This is a genomic window from Methylobacterium sp. TK26 (assembly GCF_055361565.1).
Genome location: NZ_CM143965.1, coordinates 7,501 through 22,060 on the forward strand (window position 1 = coordinate 7,501; position 14,560 = coordinate 22,060).

Here is a 14,560-nt window from a genome sequence, read left to right on the forward strand (position 1 = left end):
ATGATCGCGCGGCTCGAAGCCGGAAGTGCCGGCGAACTCATGGCGCCCCTGGATCTCGGCGCTTCGGCGCGGAGCGTGGGGGAGCTTTACGAAGTCCTGGCCGAGGATCACGGCTTGACCATTGAGGTGCAGGCGCCCGAAGGCGTCGTCATCCAGGCGAACCGCGAACTGACCGGGCAGGCCCTGGCCAACCTCGTGGACAATGCCCTGAAATACGGAAGCCCAGCCGAGGGGGGCGCCGGCCGCATTCTCATCGCGGTCGAAAGGCGCCCCGGGGCGGCCGTGCTCACCGTGTCGGATCACGGGCCGGGCATCCCAGAGGAGGAGCGGGAGCATGTGCTGGCGCGATTCGTCCGGTTGGAGAAGTCGCGTTCGCGGCCGGGTTTCGGGCTCGGCCTCAGCCTCGTGAACGCGGTGATGCGCATTCACCGGGGCACTTTGCGGCTGGCTGACAACGGCCCCGGGCTTAAGGTCGAGATGGTGTTTCCCCGGGCACCGGCATCGCCGTGACGATCCTCCCCCTTTGAAGGTCTTTGGAGCCCTCACGAAGTCGGCGCCGGCCGTGGACTTCACCCTGCGGTTCGGCCAAGTGCTGCCTGACCCTCTCTCGAACACGCTTCCGGAGGTTGCCATGAGCTTGAAGAGCAAGACCGCCCTCGTCACCGGATCGACCAGCGGCATCGGCCTCGCCATCGCGAGGGGTTTCGCGGCGCAGGGGGCGAATGTCGTTCTGAACGGCTTCGGCAAGCCGGACGAGATCGAGCGCACCCGCGCTGGGATCGAGACGGAATTCCGCGTCCGAGCCCACTATTCCGGGGCGGACATGACCAAGCCCGCCGAGATCGAGGCGATGGTGCGGGAGGCTCAGGAGATGTTCGGTTCCGTCGACATCCTCGTGAACAATGCCGGCATCCAGTTCGTCTCGCCCATCGAGGAGTTCCCCGGCGAGAAATGGGAGCAGATCATCGCGATCAACCTGTCATCCGCGTTCTATTCGATGAAGGCGGTGATCCCCGGCATGAAGACCAAGGGGTGGGGGCGGATCATCAACACGGCCTCGGCGCATTCGCTCGTGGCCTCGCCGTACAAGTCGGCCTACGTGGCGGCCAAGCACGGCATCGCCGGCCTGACCAAGACGGCCGCCCTCGAATTGGCGCCGCACAAGATCACGGTGAATTGCATTTCGCCGGGCTATGTCTGGACGCCCCTCGTGGAAGCGCAGATTCCGGACACGATGAAGGCGCGCGGCCTCACGAAGGAACAGGTGATCGAGGACGTGTTCCTCAAGGCGCAGCCGACGAAGGAATTCGTGACCGTCGATCAGGTCGCCGGCCTCGCCGTGTTCCTGTGTTCGGACGCGGCGAGCCAGATGACCGGCGCCAACCTCACCATGGATGGTGGTTGGACCGCTCAGTAAGTCGAGACGGCCCCGCCAGGGGGCGGGGCCGGACCTTCGATCAACGGCGCCCGTGCACCAGCAGGGCGAGGCCGTAGCCGACCGCGCCCGCGATGAGCAGGGCGATCATCGGGTTCTCTTCGACCTGGTTGCTGACAGCATGGCGACCGTCGCGCAGGTAGGATGAGCCGCGCGCGTAGGCGTCGTTGGCGTAATCGCCGGCCCGGTCGTAGGCATCGCTGGCATAGTCGCCCGCGCGGTCGGCGAGATCCGCCGCGGTGTCCTTGGCCTGGCCGTAGGCGTTTTGTGCCGTGCCTTGGGCTTCGCGGAGCCGGCCATCGACCGAGTCGCGATTCGACCCGAGGACGTCGCCTGCCGCACCCTGCGCCTTGCCGAGTGCCTCCTTGGCTCCCCCGACGATCCGATCAGTGTCCACCATCGTACTCTCCTCGACGCGGCGTCCGGTGCCGCCCGCGCGGATGCGCGGCCCCCGCGTCCACGGAACGCGCGAGAGGCCGTTTGTTCACCCGGCGGGCGCGTTTTTCTTCGTCGGGAGAGCGCCGATCTAGAGGCCGATCAACTCGGCGATGGCGGCCGCTCCGGCGGCGGGGGAGACCTCGCCCCGCGACACGCCGGATTCGGCCTCGGCCGTCTTCTGCCGCACCTCCGCCGTGCCGACGAGGCGCTGATGCAGGCGCTCGTGGACGAGGGCCCACATCCACTTCACGTCCTGACCACGGCGCTTGCTGGCGATCTCGCCGGTCGCGGTGAGCTTCGTGCGGTGGTCCTCGATCTTCGCCCAGAGGGCATCGAGGCGCCGGTTGTGGAAACCGGAGATCGTCACCACCGGGGGCGTCCAGGTCGCCGAGGCGGGGGTGAGGATGTGCAGGGCCGCCCGGTATTCCGAGGCCGCCGCGTTCGCCCGCGCCTCGGCCTCGCCCTCGTCCGCCTTGTTGACGGCGATCATGTCCGCGAGTTCGAGAATGCCCTTCTTGATGCCCTGCAACTCGTCGCCCGCGCCCGGCAGCATCAGCACAAGGAAGAAGTCGGTCAGGTCGGCCACCGCCGTTTCCGACTGGCCGACGCCCACCGTCTCCACGAGGATGACGTCGAACCCCGCCGCCTCGCAGAGCAGCATCGTCTCGCGGGTCTTGGCCGCTACGCCGCCGAGGGTGCCGGAGGAGGGCGAGGGGCGGATGAACGCCTTCGGATCGTGCGACAGCCGCGCCATGCGGGTCTTGTCGCCGAGGATCGAGCCGCCCGTGCGCGAGGAGGACGGATCGACCGCCAGCACCGCCACCTTGTGGCCCGCCTCGGTGAGGTTCGTGCCCAGCGCGTCGATGGTGGTCGACTTGCCGACGCCGGGCACGCCCGTGATGCCGACGCGGATGGCATTGCCGGTTTGCGGCAGCACCGCATCGATCAGCGCCGCCGCCGCCGCACGGTGATCCGCCCGCTTCGACTCGACCAGGGTGATCGCGCGCGCGAGCGCCGCCCTGTCGCCAGCCAGAAGCCTGTCCTTGAGCGAGTCGATGTCGAGCGGAGCAGCCATGCTCCTTCATGGCCAAGGCCGGGCCTGACGTCGAGAGGCCCCTCCGGCCCGGTGCGGGAAAAGGGCGGGGGCGCGTCGAAGCGCCGTCAAGGTTAAGAAGTTTCGCGGCCGCCGGCAGGGGTGCCAAGCCGATGACGCGGTGGACGAATCCCCGTCGCGCCGCTGCGCCGGACCCTGTGGCCGATGCGGCACGGGGGCAGGGGGAGCACGGGAATGGCTTGGCGTGCCCCGTCTTGGTCACGATCCCCTGATTACGGTTCCGCTTCAAAGGGCGGCGCGGCCGCTCGATCAGTCCCGTGGATCATGACGCCTCGGTCTCCCTCCCGCCGCTTCCTCCTGCGCGTCGGCGCGCTCACGGCCGCCGCCGGAGCCATGCCGATGCTCGGCGGCTGCGTCACCGACGAATTGGGCGGCGGCCCGGCCCTGCCGGAAAAGCAATCGGCGCTCGACGTCATGCCGGTCCTGTTGGTCGCCACGACGCGCAAGCCGGTCGGGAGTCCGGTGCGGCCCCCGTATTTCTCGTCCGACCGGGGCAAGGGCCTGAGCTTCGCGGAAGTTCGGCTCTCCCCGCCGGATCGCTCGCTCCTCGGCAAGGTGTCGGCGGTCATCACTGGAGACTGGACCATCGGCGCGGTGCCGAAGGTCGAGACCGGGCCCGGCGCGGCGGACGCATTCAGCCAGGCCGCACTCGGCCGCGACGTGCTCATCTACGTCCACGGCTACCGCGAATCGTTCGAATCGGCCGCCGTCAGCGCCGCGCGGCTGTCGGACGGCATCCGCTTCAAGGGCGTCTCCGGCCTGTTCACATGGCCGTCGGCCGCCGCGACGCTCGATTACGGCTACGATCGCGAGAGCGCGATGTGGTCGCGCGATGCGTTCGAGGACCTGCTGAAGGCCCTCGCGGTGACGCCGAACGGCGGGCGCATCTTCATCGTCGCCCATTCCATGGGGACGCTGCTGACGCTGGAGACTCTGCGGATGCTGCGGGCGGAGGCCGGCGAATCGGCGATGGCGCGGATCGGCGCCGTGGTGCTCGCCGCGCCCGACATCGATTTCGACCTGTTCTCGAACGGCGTCTCCCGGCTGGGACCGGACCTCGCGAAGATCACCGTCATCTCCGCGACGAACGACCGGGCCCTCGAATTGTCGGCGGCCATCGCGGGCGGCACCCGGGCGGGGGCGGCCGACCGGGCGAAGCTCGAAGCCCTCGGCGTGCGCGTGGCCGATGCGTCGGATTATGGCGGCGGCCTCATCAACCACGACCTCTTCCTCTCGAACCCCGAGGTCCAGGGCGTGGTGAAGCGGGCGATCGCCCGAGGCGGCGCCGGGGTCGAGAACCCGCGCGAACGGGCTTGGCCCGGGGCCGCTTCCCCCCTACAGCAGCCGCGTGCGGCGATGGTGCCGGCCAGATCGGCCGACCCGTCGCATCACGCGCCCCGGACGGGAGCGTGCAGGCGCGGTCTTGAAGAGAGGATGCCGGCCATGTTCACCCTGGAAATCGAGGGCACGGCGGTCGCGGTCATCAACAGCGATGAGGCCTCGGCCAAAGACCTGTTCACCTGCGACGGCTTCAAGGAAGACATCAAGACGATGACGAGCGGCGGCAAGCCGCTCTGGGACGGCAAGGCCGCCCTCAACGTCCGCCCGGCCAACGAGGACGAGATCGAGGTGTTCGAGGATGCCCTCGCCGAGGATGACGGCGAAGGCGATTTCGTGGACGACCCGCGCTACGCCGAAGCCGATGACAGCGAAGAGGACGAGGCCGACATCGTCTTCCTCGTAGATATCGACGAGGACGACACGGCCCACGCCTGAGGCCGAAGACCGGGCCGGTCGATCTGTCGTGGAATGACCGGCCCGGCCCTCGCCATCGCGTGACGCTTCGTGGCATGTGGTGGACGCGGCTGGCTTGGCCGGTATCCGGGAACGATGACGTTGCTGCTCCGCGCATTCGCCTTCGGTTCTGGCGGCCCTCGCCGCCATGTCCTCACCCGGCCGTGCCGCCGATGCCCCGACCCCTCCGCTGACCCTCTCCGCCCAGGGCAGTTTCTTCGTGGGGGGACGAGACGTCTCGTCCGACACGCTCTCCACCCTGCCGGCCTATGCGGCCTCCGGCACGGTGACGGTCGATCAGATCTACGTGCGCTTTCAGGTCCCCGTCTCGCCGACGCGGGCGCCGCTGGTGCTGATCCACGGCTGCTGCCTGACCGGCAAGACCTGGGAGACGACGCCCGACGGGCGGATGGGGTGGGACGAGTACTTCGTCCGCAAGGGTTTCCCGACCTACGTGATCGATCAATCCTGGCGGGGGCGCTCGGCCGGCAACCCGAGCGCGATCAACGCCGTGAAGGCCGGCAAGGCGGGCGCCGAGACGCTGCCGGCGGTCTTCTCGGCGGGGCGCGAGGCGGCCTGGGCGATCTTCCGGTTCGGCCCGGAATACCCGAAGGTCTTCCCCGGCATGCAGTTCCCCCTGGAAGCGCAGGGTGAGTTCTGGAAGCAGATGGTGCCGGATTGGTCGGCGGCGCTGCCGGTTCCGAACCCGACCGTCACGGCCCTGTCGGACCTGTCCAAGCGCCTCAAGAACGCAGTGCTGATCTCGCATTCGCAATCGGGCATCTACCCGTTCCAGACGGCCGCCCTCGACCGTACCGGTGTCCGCGCCCTCGTCGCCCTCGAGCCCGCCGCCTGCCCGGATCCGGGCAAGGACGACCTTGCACCCTACAAGGACCTCCCGATCCTCGTGCTGTTCGGGGATTACGTGGACCAATCGTCCCGCTGGGCGCCCCGTTTGAAACTGTGCCGGGCCTTCGTCGCCGCCGCCAACGCTGCGGGGGGGAAGGCAGAACTGATCCTGCTGCCGGAGATCGGCATCCACGGCAATTCGCACATGCTGATGCAGGACAAGAACAGCTTCGAGATCGCCGACTGGCTGGCCGGCTGGCTCGACAAGCGGGTGCCGGTGAAGGAGTGAGCAACCGCGTGCGACCTTGCACGCCGGACGTTCCGCGTTCCTCCTCTCAAGACGTTTCCGCCGTGATGCCGCGACGCAACCGGCGTCGTCCTTGCCTTTTGCGTGTCGATCTTCGAAAACCCGCCCCGAAGGCTTAAGCGTGCGCCGGTATCCGTGGCGCGGTGGACCGGATCGGTTCAGGAACGAGGTTTCCGATGCTCGATTACGCGCAGGCGCGGCGGATGATGGTCGACTGCCAGTTGCGGACCTTCGACGTGAACGACAACGCCGTTCTCGACGCCTTCGATTCGGTGCCGCGCGAAGCCTTCGTTCCCAAGAACCAGGAGCCCTTCGCCTATATCGACCAGCCCCTGCGGCTCGGTTCGGCAGGCTCCGATCTCCGCGTGACCCCGGCTCCGATGGTTCTCGGCCGGATGATCCAGGCTCTCAAGATTCATTCCGGTGTCACGGCGCTCGATGTCGGCACCGGCTATGGCTACGCCTCCGTCCTGATGGCGCAGCTCGGCGCGACGGTGACGGCCATCGAATCGATTCCCGAACTGGTCGCCGCCGCGAAGGAACGGCTCGCCGGCAAGGCGAACGTCATCGAGGGGCCGCTGCGGGCCGGTGCCGCCAGCCAAGGGCCGTTCGACGCGATTCTCGTCAACGGCCGCGTCGAGACCCGCCCGCAATCCTTGCTTGATCAACTCAAGGATGACGGACGGCTCGTGTGTGTCTTCGGGCCCGACCGGGGCGCGAAGGTCACTGTATTCGTCCGGGCCGGCAATGCCTTCGGATCGCGTCCGCTCTTCGACGCGTCCCTGCCAGCCTTGGCAGACTTCGCGCAAGAAGCGTCTTTTGCCTTCTGATACTCTCGAAAGCTGAGAATTCGCGGGTCCAGTGAGGTGTCGCCTTTATGCGCCACCCCCGAGGATTCAGGCGCGGAAGCCGCTGGACCCGGTGCCGAGTTAACGTCTTCCAGCTAAGGTCCGTCGCAGGGCGGGCTTGTTCGGATAGGTGCGGTTCGCCGCATGACCGCTGTTGAGGCGGGTGTCCGAGATCGCGGGGGCCGCAAGGGTTGAGCACTGTGAGTTTACGAGTGCCGAAAAACCGCTTCACCCAGCGCCGCGCTGGCATCGCCGTCACGGCGATCGCCGCGGTGCTGGCGTCGAGCCAGGTGGGTGCGGAAACGCTCGAGAGTGCCCTTGTTCGGGCCTATCGCGGCAATCCGACCCTCAATTCCGGTCGGGCAACCGTTCGCTACACCGATGAGTTCGTGGCCATCGCCCAATCGGGCTACCGGCCGCAGGTGAACCTCAGCGCTGACGTCGGAACCCAGTACACGAAGGGCCAGCTTTCCGGCGGGACTTTCAACCAGACCACGACTCCTGGCGGCGCCGGCCTCGTGGTCAGCCAAACGCTGTTCAACGGCTTCCAGACGGACAACAACGTCCGCCGGTACGAGTCGACGGTCTACAGCCAACGCGAGACGCTGCGCTTCACCGAGCTGTCGGTCCTCTACGCCGCCGTTCAGGCCTACATGAACGTGCTGAGCAACACGGCGACGCTGGAGCTGAACCGCAACAACGTCGAAGTGCTCGAAGAGCAGCTCCGGCAGACGCGCGACCGCTTCAACGTCGGCGAGGTCACGCGGACGGACGTCGCGCAGGCCGAGGCGCGCCTTGCCGGTGCCCGGTCGCAGGTGAGTGCCGCGGAATCGACCTTGCGGACGTCGATCGGTGTCTATCGCCAGAACATCGGTGTGGAGCCGCGCTCGCTGGCACCGGGTCGGCCGCTCGATCGCTACGTCCCGGCCAGCCTCGACGCCGCCGTGTCGGTCGGCCTGCAAGAGCATCCGCAGATCTTCTCGGCGATTCACGCGCTCGATGCCGCCGAGTCTCAGGTTAAGGTGCTGGAGGGTCAGCTTTACCCGCAAGTGACCGTGCAGGGCAGCGTCCAGCAGCGTTACGACAGCCAGCTGCCCGGCGACAACGCCGTGACCGCCTCGCTCATCGGCCGCGTGACCATCCCGATCTATGAAGGCGGGCAGGTCTATGCGCAGGTCCGTCAGCAGAAGGAACAGGTGGGTCAGCTCCGGATCGAGGTGGACCGGGTCCGCGATCAGGTGCGGGCGCAGATCGTGGATTTCTGGGGCCGGCTCGAAGCCGCCAAGGCGCAGGTGATCGCCGCCCAGGCGCAGGTCCAGGCCAACGAGGTCGCCCTCAACGGCGTGCGCGAGGAAGCGCGCGTCGGCCAGCGGACCACCCTCGACGTCCTCAACGCGCAGCAGGAATTGCTGAACTCCCGCGTGAACCTCATCGTCGCCCAGCGCGACCGGGTGATCTTCTCCTACGGCGTCGTTCAAGCGATGGGTCAGCTGACCGCCCGCTTCACGGCCCTGCCGGTCGAGGCCTACAGCGCCAAGATCCACTTCGATCAGGTCAAGGATCTGTGGTTCGGCCTGCGCACGCCCGACGGGCGCTGAGCCCGCCGCCTCTGCTGTGAGCATTGTTCGTTTTTTCAAGGACTGTGCTGTCGGTACGCTTGTCGTAGCTCAGGGGCGTGAAATACTGAGTTGCGGCTCCGAGCGAGCCGCCTTCCGGTCTCTTCGCATCCGAGCGCGCCGTCGTCATGAGTGCAGCAAGCCCCCAGGTTCAGGACAAGGCTGCCGATAAGGCGCATGAGCCGTCGATGGAGGAAATTCTCGCCTCCATCCGCCGGATCATCGCCGACGATCAGGCGGCCAAGCCCAGCGAGCCGGAGCCGGAACCGGCCGAGGTCGATGATATCCTCGACCTCGCCGAGGTGGCCGAACCGGTGCCGCCGCCCGTCGCCCTGGTGCGACCCGTCGAGCCGCCCGCGCCGCAGCCGGCTCCGCTCGATCTCGATGAGATCAGCTTCGAGGATCTGGCCGTCGAGGACGAATTCGTGCCCGAGCCGCCGCCCGTCGCCAAGGCTCCGGAGCCGGTGGCCCCCGAGCCCGTGGCACCCCCGGAGCCGCCCAAGCCCGCACCGCGCATGGAACCGCCGCCGGTCGCCAAGGCGCCCGAGCCCTCGTTCGACCGTCTGATTTCCCCAACCACGGATGCGACCGTCGGGCAGGCGTTCAACCTGCTGGCGCATACGGTGCTCACCAACAACGCGCGCACCCTCGAAGACATCGTGCAGGACATGCTCCGCCCGATGCTCAAGTCCTGGCTGGACGACAATCTGCCCGTGGTGGTGGAGCGCCTCGTCCGCGCCGAGATCGAGCGGGTATCGCGGGGGCGCTGAGGCCTCTCGCGTGTTGACGCGGGCGGTCTGACGGCCGAAAGCGGGGGCTCGTTCCAGCCCAGCCCGCTTTCGGCCCGACTTTCGCGATGATGGACAAAACCTTCGACCCGGCTTCCGTCGAGGCGCGCATCCGCGCCGCTTGGGAGGATGCGGGGGCCTTCCGCGCCGGCCGCCCCGAGCGGGCCGGCGCCGCGCCCTATTGTATCGTGATCCCGCCGCCGAACGTGACGGGCTCCCTGCATATGGGCCACGCCCTCAACAACACCCTGCAGGACGTGCTCTGCCGGTTCGAGCGCATGCGCGGGCGCGACGTGCTCTGGCAGCCCGGCACCGACCATGCCGGCATCGCGACGCAGATGGTGGTCGAGCGCCGGATGGCCGAGCGCAAGGAGCCGGGTCGCCGGGAGATCGGCCGCGAGGCCTTCCTCGAAAAGGTCTGGGCGTGGAAGGCCGAATCCGGCGGCGCCATCGTGGAGCAGCTGAAGCGGCTCGGCGCCTCCTGCGATTGGACCCGCGAGCGCTTCACCATGGACGAGGGCCTGAGCCGCGCCGTGCTCAAGACCTTCGTGGACCTGCACAAGGACGACCTGATCTACCGCGACAAGCGCCTCGTGAACTGGGACCCCCGGTTCCAGACGGCGATTTCCGACCTCGAAGTGCTGCAGGTCGATATCAAGGGCCATCTCTGGCACTTCGACTATCCCGTGGTCGATGCCTCCGGCGCCGAGACCGGCGAGATCATCACCGTCGCCACCACCCGGCCCGAGACGATGCTCGGCGACACCGCCGTGGCGGTGCACCCGGAGGACGAGCGCTACACGTCCCTCGTCGGCAAGTCCGTGCGTCTGCCGCTGGTGGGGCGCCTGATCCCGATCGTCGCCGACAGCTATTCGGACCCGGAGAAGGGAACGGGCGCGGTCAAGATCACCCCGGCCCACGACTTCAACGACTTCGAGGTTGGCCGCCGGCACGCTCTGACGATGATCAACGTCCTCGATCCCGAGGGCAGGATGCTCATCGAGGGCAACGAGGCGTTCCTGGCGAAGGCGTCGCCCGAGGCGGACGTGCTGGCCCTGCACGGCGTGGACCGGGCGGCGGCGCGCAAGCGCGTCGTGGAACTGATGGAGGAGCGCGGGCGCCTGCGCACCATCGAACCCAACACCCATATGGTGCCGCACGGCGACCGCTCGGGCGTGGTGATCGAGCCCTACCTCACGGACCAATGGTACGTGAACGTGAAGCCGCTGGCCGAGCGGGCGATGCAGGCCGTTCGCGACGGCAAGACCCAATTCGTGCCGGAGAACTACGAGAAGATCTTCTTCCAGTGGCTCACCAACATCGAGCCGTGGTGCATCTCGCGCCAGCTCTGGTGGGGCCACCAGATCCCCGTCTGGTACGACGACGAGGGCGGTGTCTACGTCGCCGAGAGCGAGTCCGATGCCCTGGCGCAGGCCGAGGCGAAGCACGGCCGCGCCATGGCGCTGACGCGCGATCCGGACGTCCTCGACACGTGGTTCTCCTCCGGTCTGTGGCCGTTTTCGACCCTCGGCTGGCCGGACAAGACGCCGGAACTTGCTCGCTTCTACCCGACCAACACGCTGGTGACGGGCAAGGACATCCTGTTCTTCTGGGTCGCCCGCATGATGATGCTCGGGCTGCACGTCACGGGCGAAGTCCCGTTCGACACCGTCTATCTGCACACGCTGGTGCGCGACGCCTCCGGCGCCAAGATGTCGAAGTCGAAGGGCAACGTCGTCGATCCCCTCGAAATCATCGAGCAGGTCGGCGCGGACGCCCTGCGCTTCACCCTCTGCGCGCTGGCCGTGCAGGGGCGCGACATCAAGCTGTCCACCGACCGCGTTCAAAGCTACCGCAACTTCGCGACGAAACTCTGGAACGCGGCCCGCTTCGCCGAACTGAACGGCTGCACGCTCGATCCCGCCTTCGATCCGCGCGCGGTCACGGGGGCGATCAACAAGTGGGCCCTGGGTGAAGCCGCCCGCGCGGTGGCCGAGGTCGCGGCCGCCATCTCGGCCTATCGGTTCAACGATGCGGCGAACGCCGCCTACCGCTTCACCTGGAACATCTTCTGCGATTGGTACCTCGAACTCGCGAAGCCCGTGCTGCAGGGGGAGGGGGCCGATCCGGCCGCCAAGGCTGAGACCCAGGCGAGCGTCGCCTACCTGATCGATCAGGTCGCCAAGATCCTGCACCCGTTCATGCCGTTCCTCACCGAGGAGCTGTGGGGCATCAAGGGCGAGGGCATCGAAGGGCGCGGTCTGCTGGCGCTCGCCTCCTGGCCCGACCTCGCGGGGCTCGCGGACGCGGGGGCCGAGGAGGAAGTCGGCTTCGTGGTCGATCTCATCGGCCAGATCCGCTCGGCGCGTTCCGAGACGAACGTGCCGGCCGGCGCGCAGATCCCCCTAGTTCTCGTCGGCGCCGATGCGGCGGTGAGGGCGCGGGTCGAGGCGTGGCGCGAGACGCTGGTGCGCCTCGCCCGCCTGTCGGAGATCACCTTCACCGACGCGCCTCCGGCCAAGTCCGTGCAACTGCTGGTCCGCGGCAGCGTGGCCGCGCTTCCCCTGGAAGGCATCGTGGACCTCGCCGCCGAGGTCGCGCGGCTAAAGAAGGAGAAGGCCAAGGCCGAGGGCGAGATCAAGAAGGTCGATGCCAAGATGGCCAACGCCGACTTCGTCGCCCGCGCCCCCGAGGAGATCATCGAGGAGAACCGCGAGCGGCGGGAGGCCGAGAGCGCGCGTCTCGTGAAGATCGATGAGGCGCTGGCCCGGTTGAGCGGCGAGTAGACCGGCGATTGCAGGGCGGCCGTCACGCGCGGCCGCCCACCTGACAAAACGGTAATCTGCCCGCCACACCGGGGTGAGGGCCGGGCGCCTAGAAAGATCCCATCGACGGCCGCGACAGGCGTCGTCCCGATCTTTTCAGGTGTGAGAGCCCCATGACCGAGCCCCGTACCGCCCGCCGCTACACCAGCCGTGCCCTCGCCTCCGTCGCCGCCGCGGCGTTGGTGGCCGGTGGGGCCGTGGGCAGCGGCTACCTGCCCGCCGCGACCCCCGCCTTCGCCCAGGCCCTGCCGAAGTCGCCCATCGAGGCGCCCGAGCATCCGCCGGGCTCGTTCGCCGGCATCGTCAACAAGGTGAAGCCGGGCGTCGTCTCGGTGAAGGTGAAGCTCGACGATTCCGCGAGCGACGACGAGGACGGCGGCGGCAACAACGGCCAGAACCTCCAGAACGTCCCGCCGCAGCTGCGCGAGTTCTTCAAGCGCTTCGGCGAGAACGGCCCGAACGCGCAGCCGCAGCGTCGCGGCAGCCGTGGCGCCGTGGGCTCGGGCTTCATCATCTCGGCCGATGGCTACGTCGTCACGAACAACCACGTCGTGGACCACGCCACCACCGTGCAGGTGACGCTGGATGACGGCCGCACCCTCGACGCGAAGGTCATCGGCAAGGATGCCAAGACCGACGTCGCGCTCTTGAAGATCAAGGAAGGCGGCAACTTCCCCTACGTGCAGTTCGGCAAGTCCGCGCCGCAGGTGGGTGACTGGGTGGTCGCCATCGGCAACCCGTTCGGCCTCGGCGGCACGGTGACGGCGGGCATCGTCTCGGCCCGTGGCCGCGACATCGGCGCCGGCCCCTACGACGACTTCCTGCAGATCGACGCGCCCATCAACAAGGGCAATTCCGGCGGCCCGACCTTCAACGTCAACGGCGAAGTGGTCGGCGTGAACACGGCCATCGCCTCGCCGTCCGGCGGCAGCGTCGGCCTCGCCTTCGCCATCCCGGCCGAGACGGTGCAGGCGGTGGTGGATCAGCTCCGCACGGACGGGAAGGTCGCCCGCGGCTACCTCGGCGTGCAGATCCAGCCGGTGACGCAGGACATCGCGGAGGGCCTCGGCCTCGACAAGGCCAAGGGCGCCCTGGTCGATCATGCCGAGAGCGGCACCCCGGCGGCCAAGGCCGGGCTGAAGTCCGGCGACGTGATCGAGAAGGTCAACGGCGAGACCGTCGACAGCGCTCGCGAGCTTTCCCGCCGCATCGCCTCCATGAAGCCCGGCGCCGAAGTGAAGCTCGGCTACCTGCGCGGCGGTAAGGCCGACACGGCGACCGTCACCCTCGGCTCCATGCCGACCGACGGTACCAAGGTGGCGAGCCGCGAGGATGACAACGGCGGTCAGGTGCATCTCGGCCTCGGCCTCGCCCCCGCTGCCCAGGTCGGCCTGTCCGACCAGGGCGTGGCGGTGATGCAGGTGGATCCCGATGGTCCGGCTGCCGCGAAGGGCATCGAGCGCGGTGATCTGATCCTCGACGTCGGCGGACAGTCGGTCTCCAGCCCCTCGGACGTGGCCGCCCAGGTCCGCGCCGCCGAGACCAGCGGTCGCAAGGCCGTGCTGATGCGGGTGAAGAGCGCCAAGGGCCAGACCCGCTTCGTGGCGATCTCGCTCAGCAAGAATGCCGGCTGATGCCGGCTGTTAAGGGGGAACCCCTCTTCCCCCGGTGACGCCCCTCGACTGGCGCCGGTCTCAGGACCGGCGCCATTTTTCGTTCAGGGCTGGGCGGGCGGAACGGGGATGCCGAGCCCGTCGCCGAGACACTGGCGGCAGCGGGCGAGGACGGCGAAAGCCGCGTTCGAATCGCGACCGAGGCGCATGAGATCGCCGATCCGCGCCCGTCCGAAGACCAGGGCCGAGAGTACGCCCCTGATGTCCGGTTCGCCATCGGGCGTGAGGGCGTTGGCGGCGAAGGCGGGGAGCGCCCGGTCGGCCGGATCGCAGATCACCCGCAGGGCCGCGAAGGGCAGGCCGTGCCGCCCGGCGAAGGTCGCCGCGACATGCGATTCCATATCGACGGCCGCCGCGCCGGTCGTCTCGCGCAGGATCGTCTTGTCGGCGACGGCCAGCACCGCCGCATCGACGCCTGCGAGATCCGCCGAGATCACGCGATTGGGCAGGTCTGCGAGCAGGCCCACCATCGCGGCGGCGGCGTCGAGATCCGCCCGTCGCCGTCCATCGGCCGTGACGATGCCGGTGCCGACGACGACATCGCCCGGCTTCAAGCTGGGATCGAGCCCGCCCGCGATGCCGAAGCTCACCACGGCCCTGCAGGCCGGTGGCACGCGCCCGTCGAGCAGCACGCGCAGGCGGGCCGGATCGCCGCCCGCGCCGACCGCCTCGACGCCACGGCCGGCGGCGATGCGCCGTTCGCGGGCAAGTCCGGTCACGGCGAGGACGGGGGCTGACGGGTCGATCATGGGGCGGGGCTGGATCAGGTCCGCGAGCAGGCCGGGCGGGGGCCGGCGGCGGGGCTGATCGGGGTCGGGAGAGGGCAAGGGGCGCGCGGGTCGAGGGGGCCGCCGCTCGGGCGAATCACGGCCC

11 protein-coding genes and 1 pseudogene (1 of these 12 cut by a window edge) are annotated in these 14,560 nt (G+C 68.7%); 9 read left to right on the forward strand and 3 right to left on the reverse strand.

Annotated features, from left to right (window positions below; all coding sequences use genetic code 11):
* Positions 1-510, forward strand: partial view of a HAMP domain-containing sensor histidine kinase gene (locus ACXJ1Y_RS00035; protein ID WP_463848170.1) — the 3' end only. 933 nt of this gene lie to the left of the window's left edge; the window shows 510 of its 1,443 coding nt (coding positions 934-1,443); its start codon lies beyond the left edge, outside the window; its stop codon occupies positions 508-510.
* A gap of 121 nt (positions 511-631) precedes the next feature.
* A complete protein-coding gene (locus tag ACXJ1Y_RS00040; RefSeq protein WP_463848171.1) occupies positions 632-1,417 on the forward strand; it encodes a 3-hydroxybutyrate dehydrogenase in 786 nt (261 codons plus the stop codon).
* 40 nt (positions 1,418-1,457) lie between these two features.
* Here ACXJ1Y_RS00040 and ACXJ1Y_RS00045 read toward each other — a convergent pair whose 3' ends face one another.
* Both ACXJ1Y_RS00045 and meaB read right to left on the reverse strand, forming a co-directional pair.
* Positions 1,458-1,835, reverse strand: coding sequence for a CsbD family protein (locus tag ACXJ1Y_RS00045; protein ID WP_463848172.1), 378 nt, complete (start codon positions 1,833-1,835; stop codon positions 1,458-1,460).
* 126 nt (positions 1,836-1,961) lie between these two features.
* Positions 1,962-2,948, reverse strand: coding sequence for a methylmalonyl Co-A mutase-associated GTPase MeaB (gene meaB, locus ACXJ1Y_RS00050; protein ID WP_463848173.1), 987 nt, complete (start codon positions 2,946-2,948; stop codon positions 1,962-1,964).
* A gap of 303 nt (positions 2,949-3,251) precedes the next feature.
* On the opposite strand from meaB, the pseudogene ACXJ1Y_RS00055 reads away from it, so the two are divergent.
* From ACXJ1Y_RS00055 to ACXJ1Y_RS00085, 7 genes and pseudogenes are all read left to right on the forward strand, one after another.
* A pseudogene (locus ACXJ1Y_RS00055) lies at positions 3,252-4,280 on the forward strand (alpha/beta hydrolase); the annotation flags it as partial.
* 649 nt (positions 4,281-4,929) lie between these two features.
* On the forward strand, positions 4,930-5,919 hold the full coding sequence (locus ACXJ1Y_RS00060) for an alpha/beta hydrolase family protein (RefSeq protein ID WP_463848174.1): 990 nt from the start codon (positions 4,930-4,932) through the stop codon (positions 5,917-5,919).
* Positions 5,920-6,113: 194 nt separating this feature from the next.
* A complete protein-coding gene (locus ACXJ1Y_RS00065; RefSeq protein ID WP_463848175.1) occupies positions 6,114-6,767 on the forward strand; it encodes a protein-L-isoaspartate O-methyltransferase family protein in 654 nt (217 codons plus the stop codon).
* 209 nt (positions 6,768-6,976) lie between these two features.
* Complete coding sequence (locus ACXJ1Y_RS00070) at positions 6,977-8,383, forward strand: TolC family outer membrane protein (RefSeq protein WP_463848176.1); 1,407 nt, start codon at positions 6,977-6,979, stop codon at positions 8,381-8,383.
* A gap of 206 nt (positions 8,384-8,589) precedes the next feature.
* Positions 8,590-9,171, forward strand: coding sequence for a PopZ family protein (locus ACXJ1Y_RS00075; RefSeq protein ID WP_463848177.1), 582 nt, complete (start codon positions 8,590-8,592; stop codon positions 9,169-9,171).
* 86 nt (positions 9,172-9,257) lie between these two features.
* Positions 9,258-11,975, forward strand: a complete 2,718-nt coding sequence (locus ACXJ1Y_RS00080) for a valine--tRNA ligase (RefSeq protein WP_463848178.1) — start codon at positions 9,258-9,260, stop codon at positions 11,973-11,975.
* Positions 11,976-12,127: 152 nt separating this feature from the next.
* Positions 12,128-13,648, forward strand: a complete 1,521-nt coding sequence (locus ACXJ1Y_RS00085; RefSeq protein ID WP_463848179.1) for a Do family serine endopeptidase — start codon at positions 12,128-12,130, stop codon at positions 13,646-13,648.
* A gap of 83 nt (positions 13,649-13,731) precedes the next feature.
* Here the strand turns inward: ACXJ1Y_RS00085 and ACXJ1Y_RS00090 are convergent, their stop codons facing one another.
* Positions 13,732-14,514, reverse strand: coding sequence for a phosphorylase (locus ACXJ1Y_RS00090; protein WP_463848180.1), 783 nt, complete (start codon positions 14,512-14,514; stop codon positions 13,732-13,734).
* Positions 14,515-14,560: the final 46 nt, after the last annotated feature.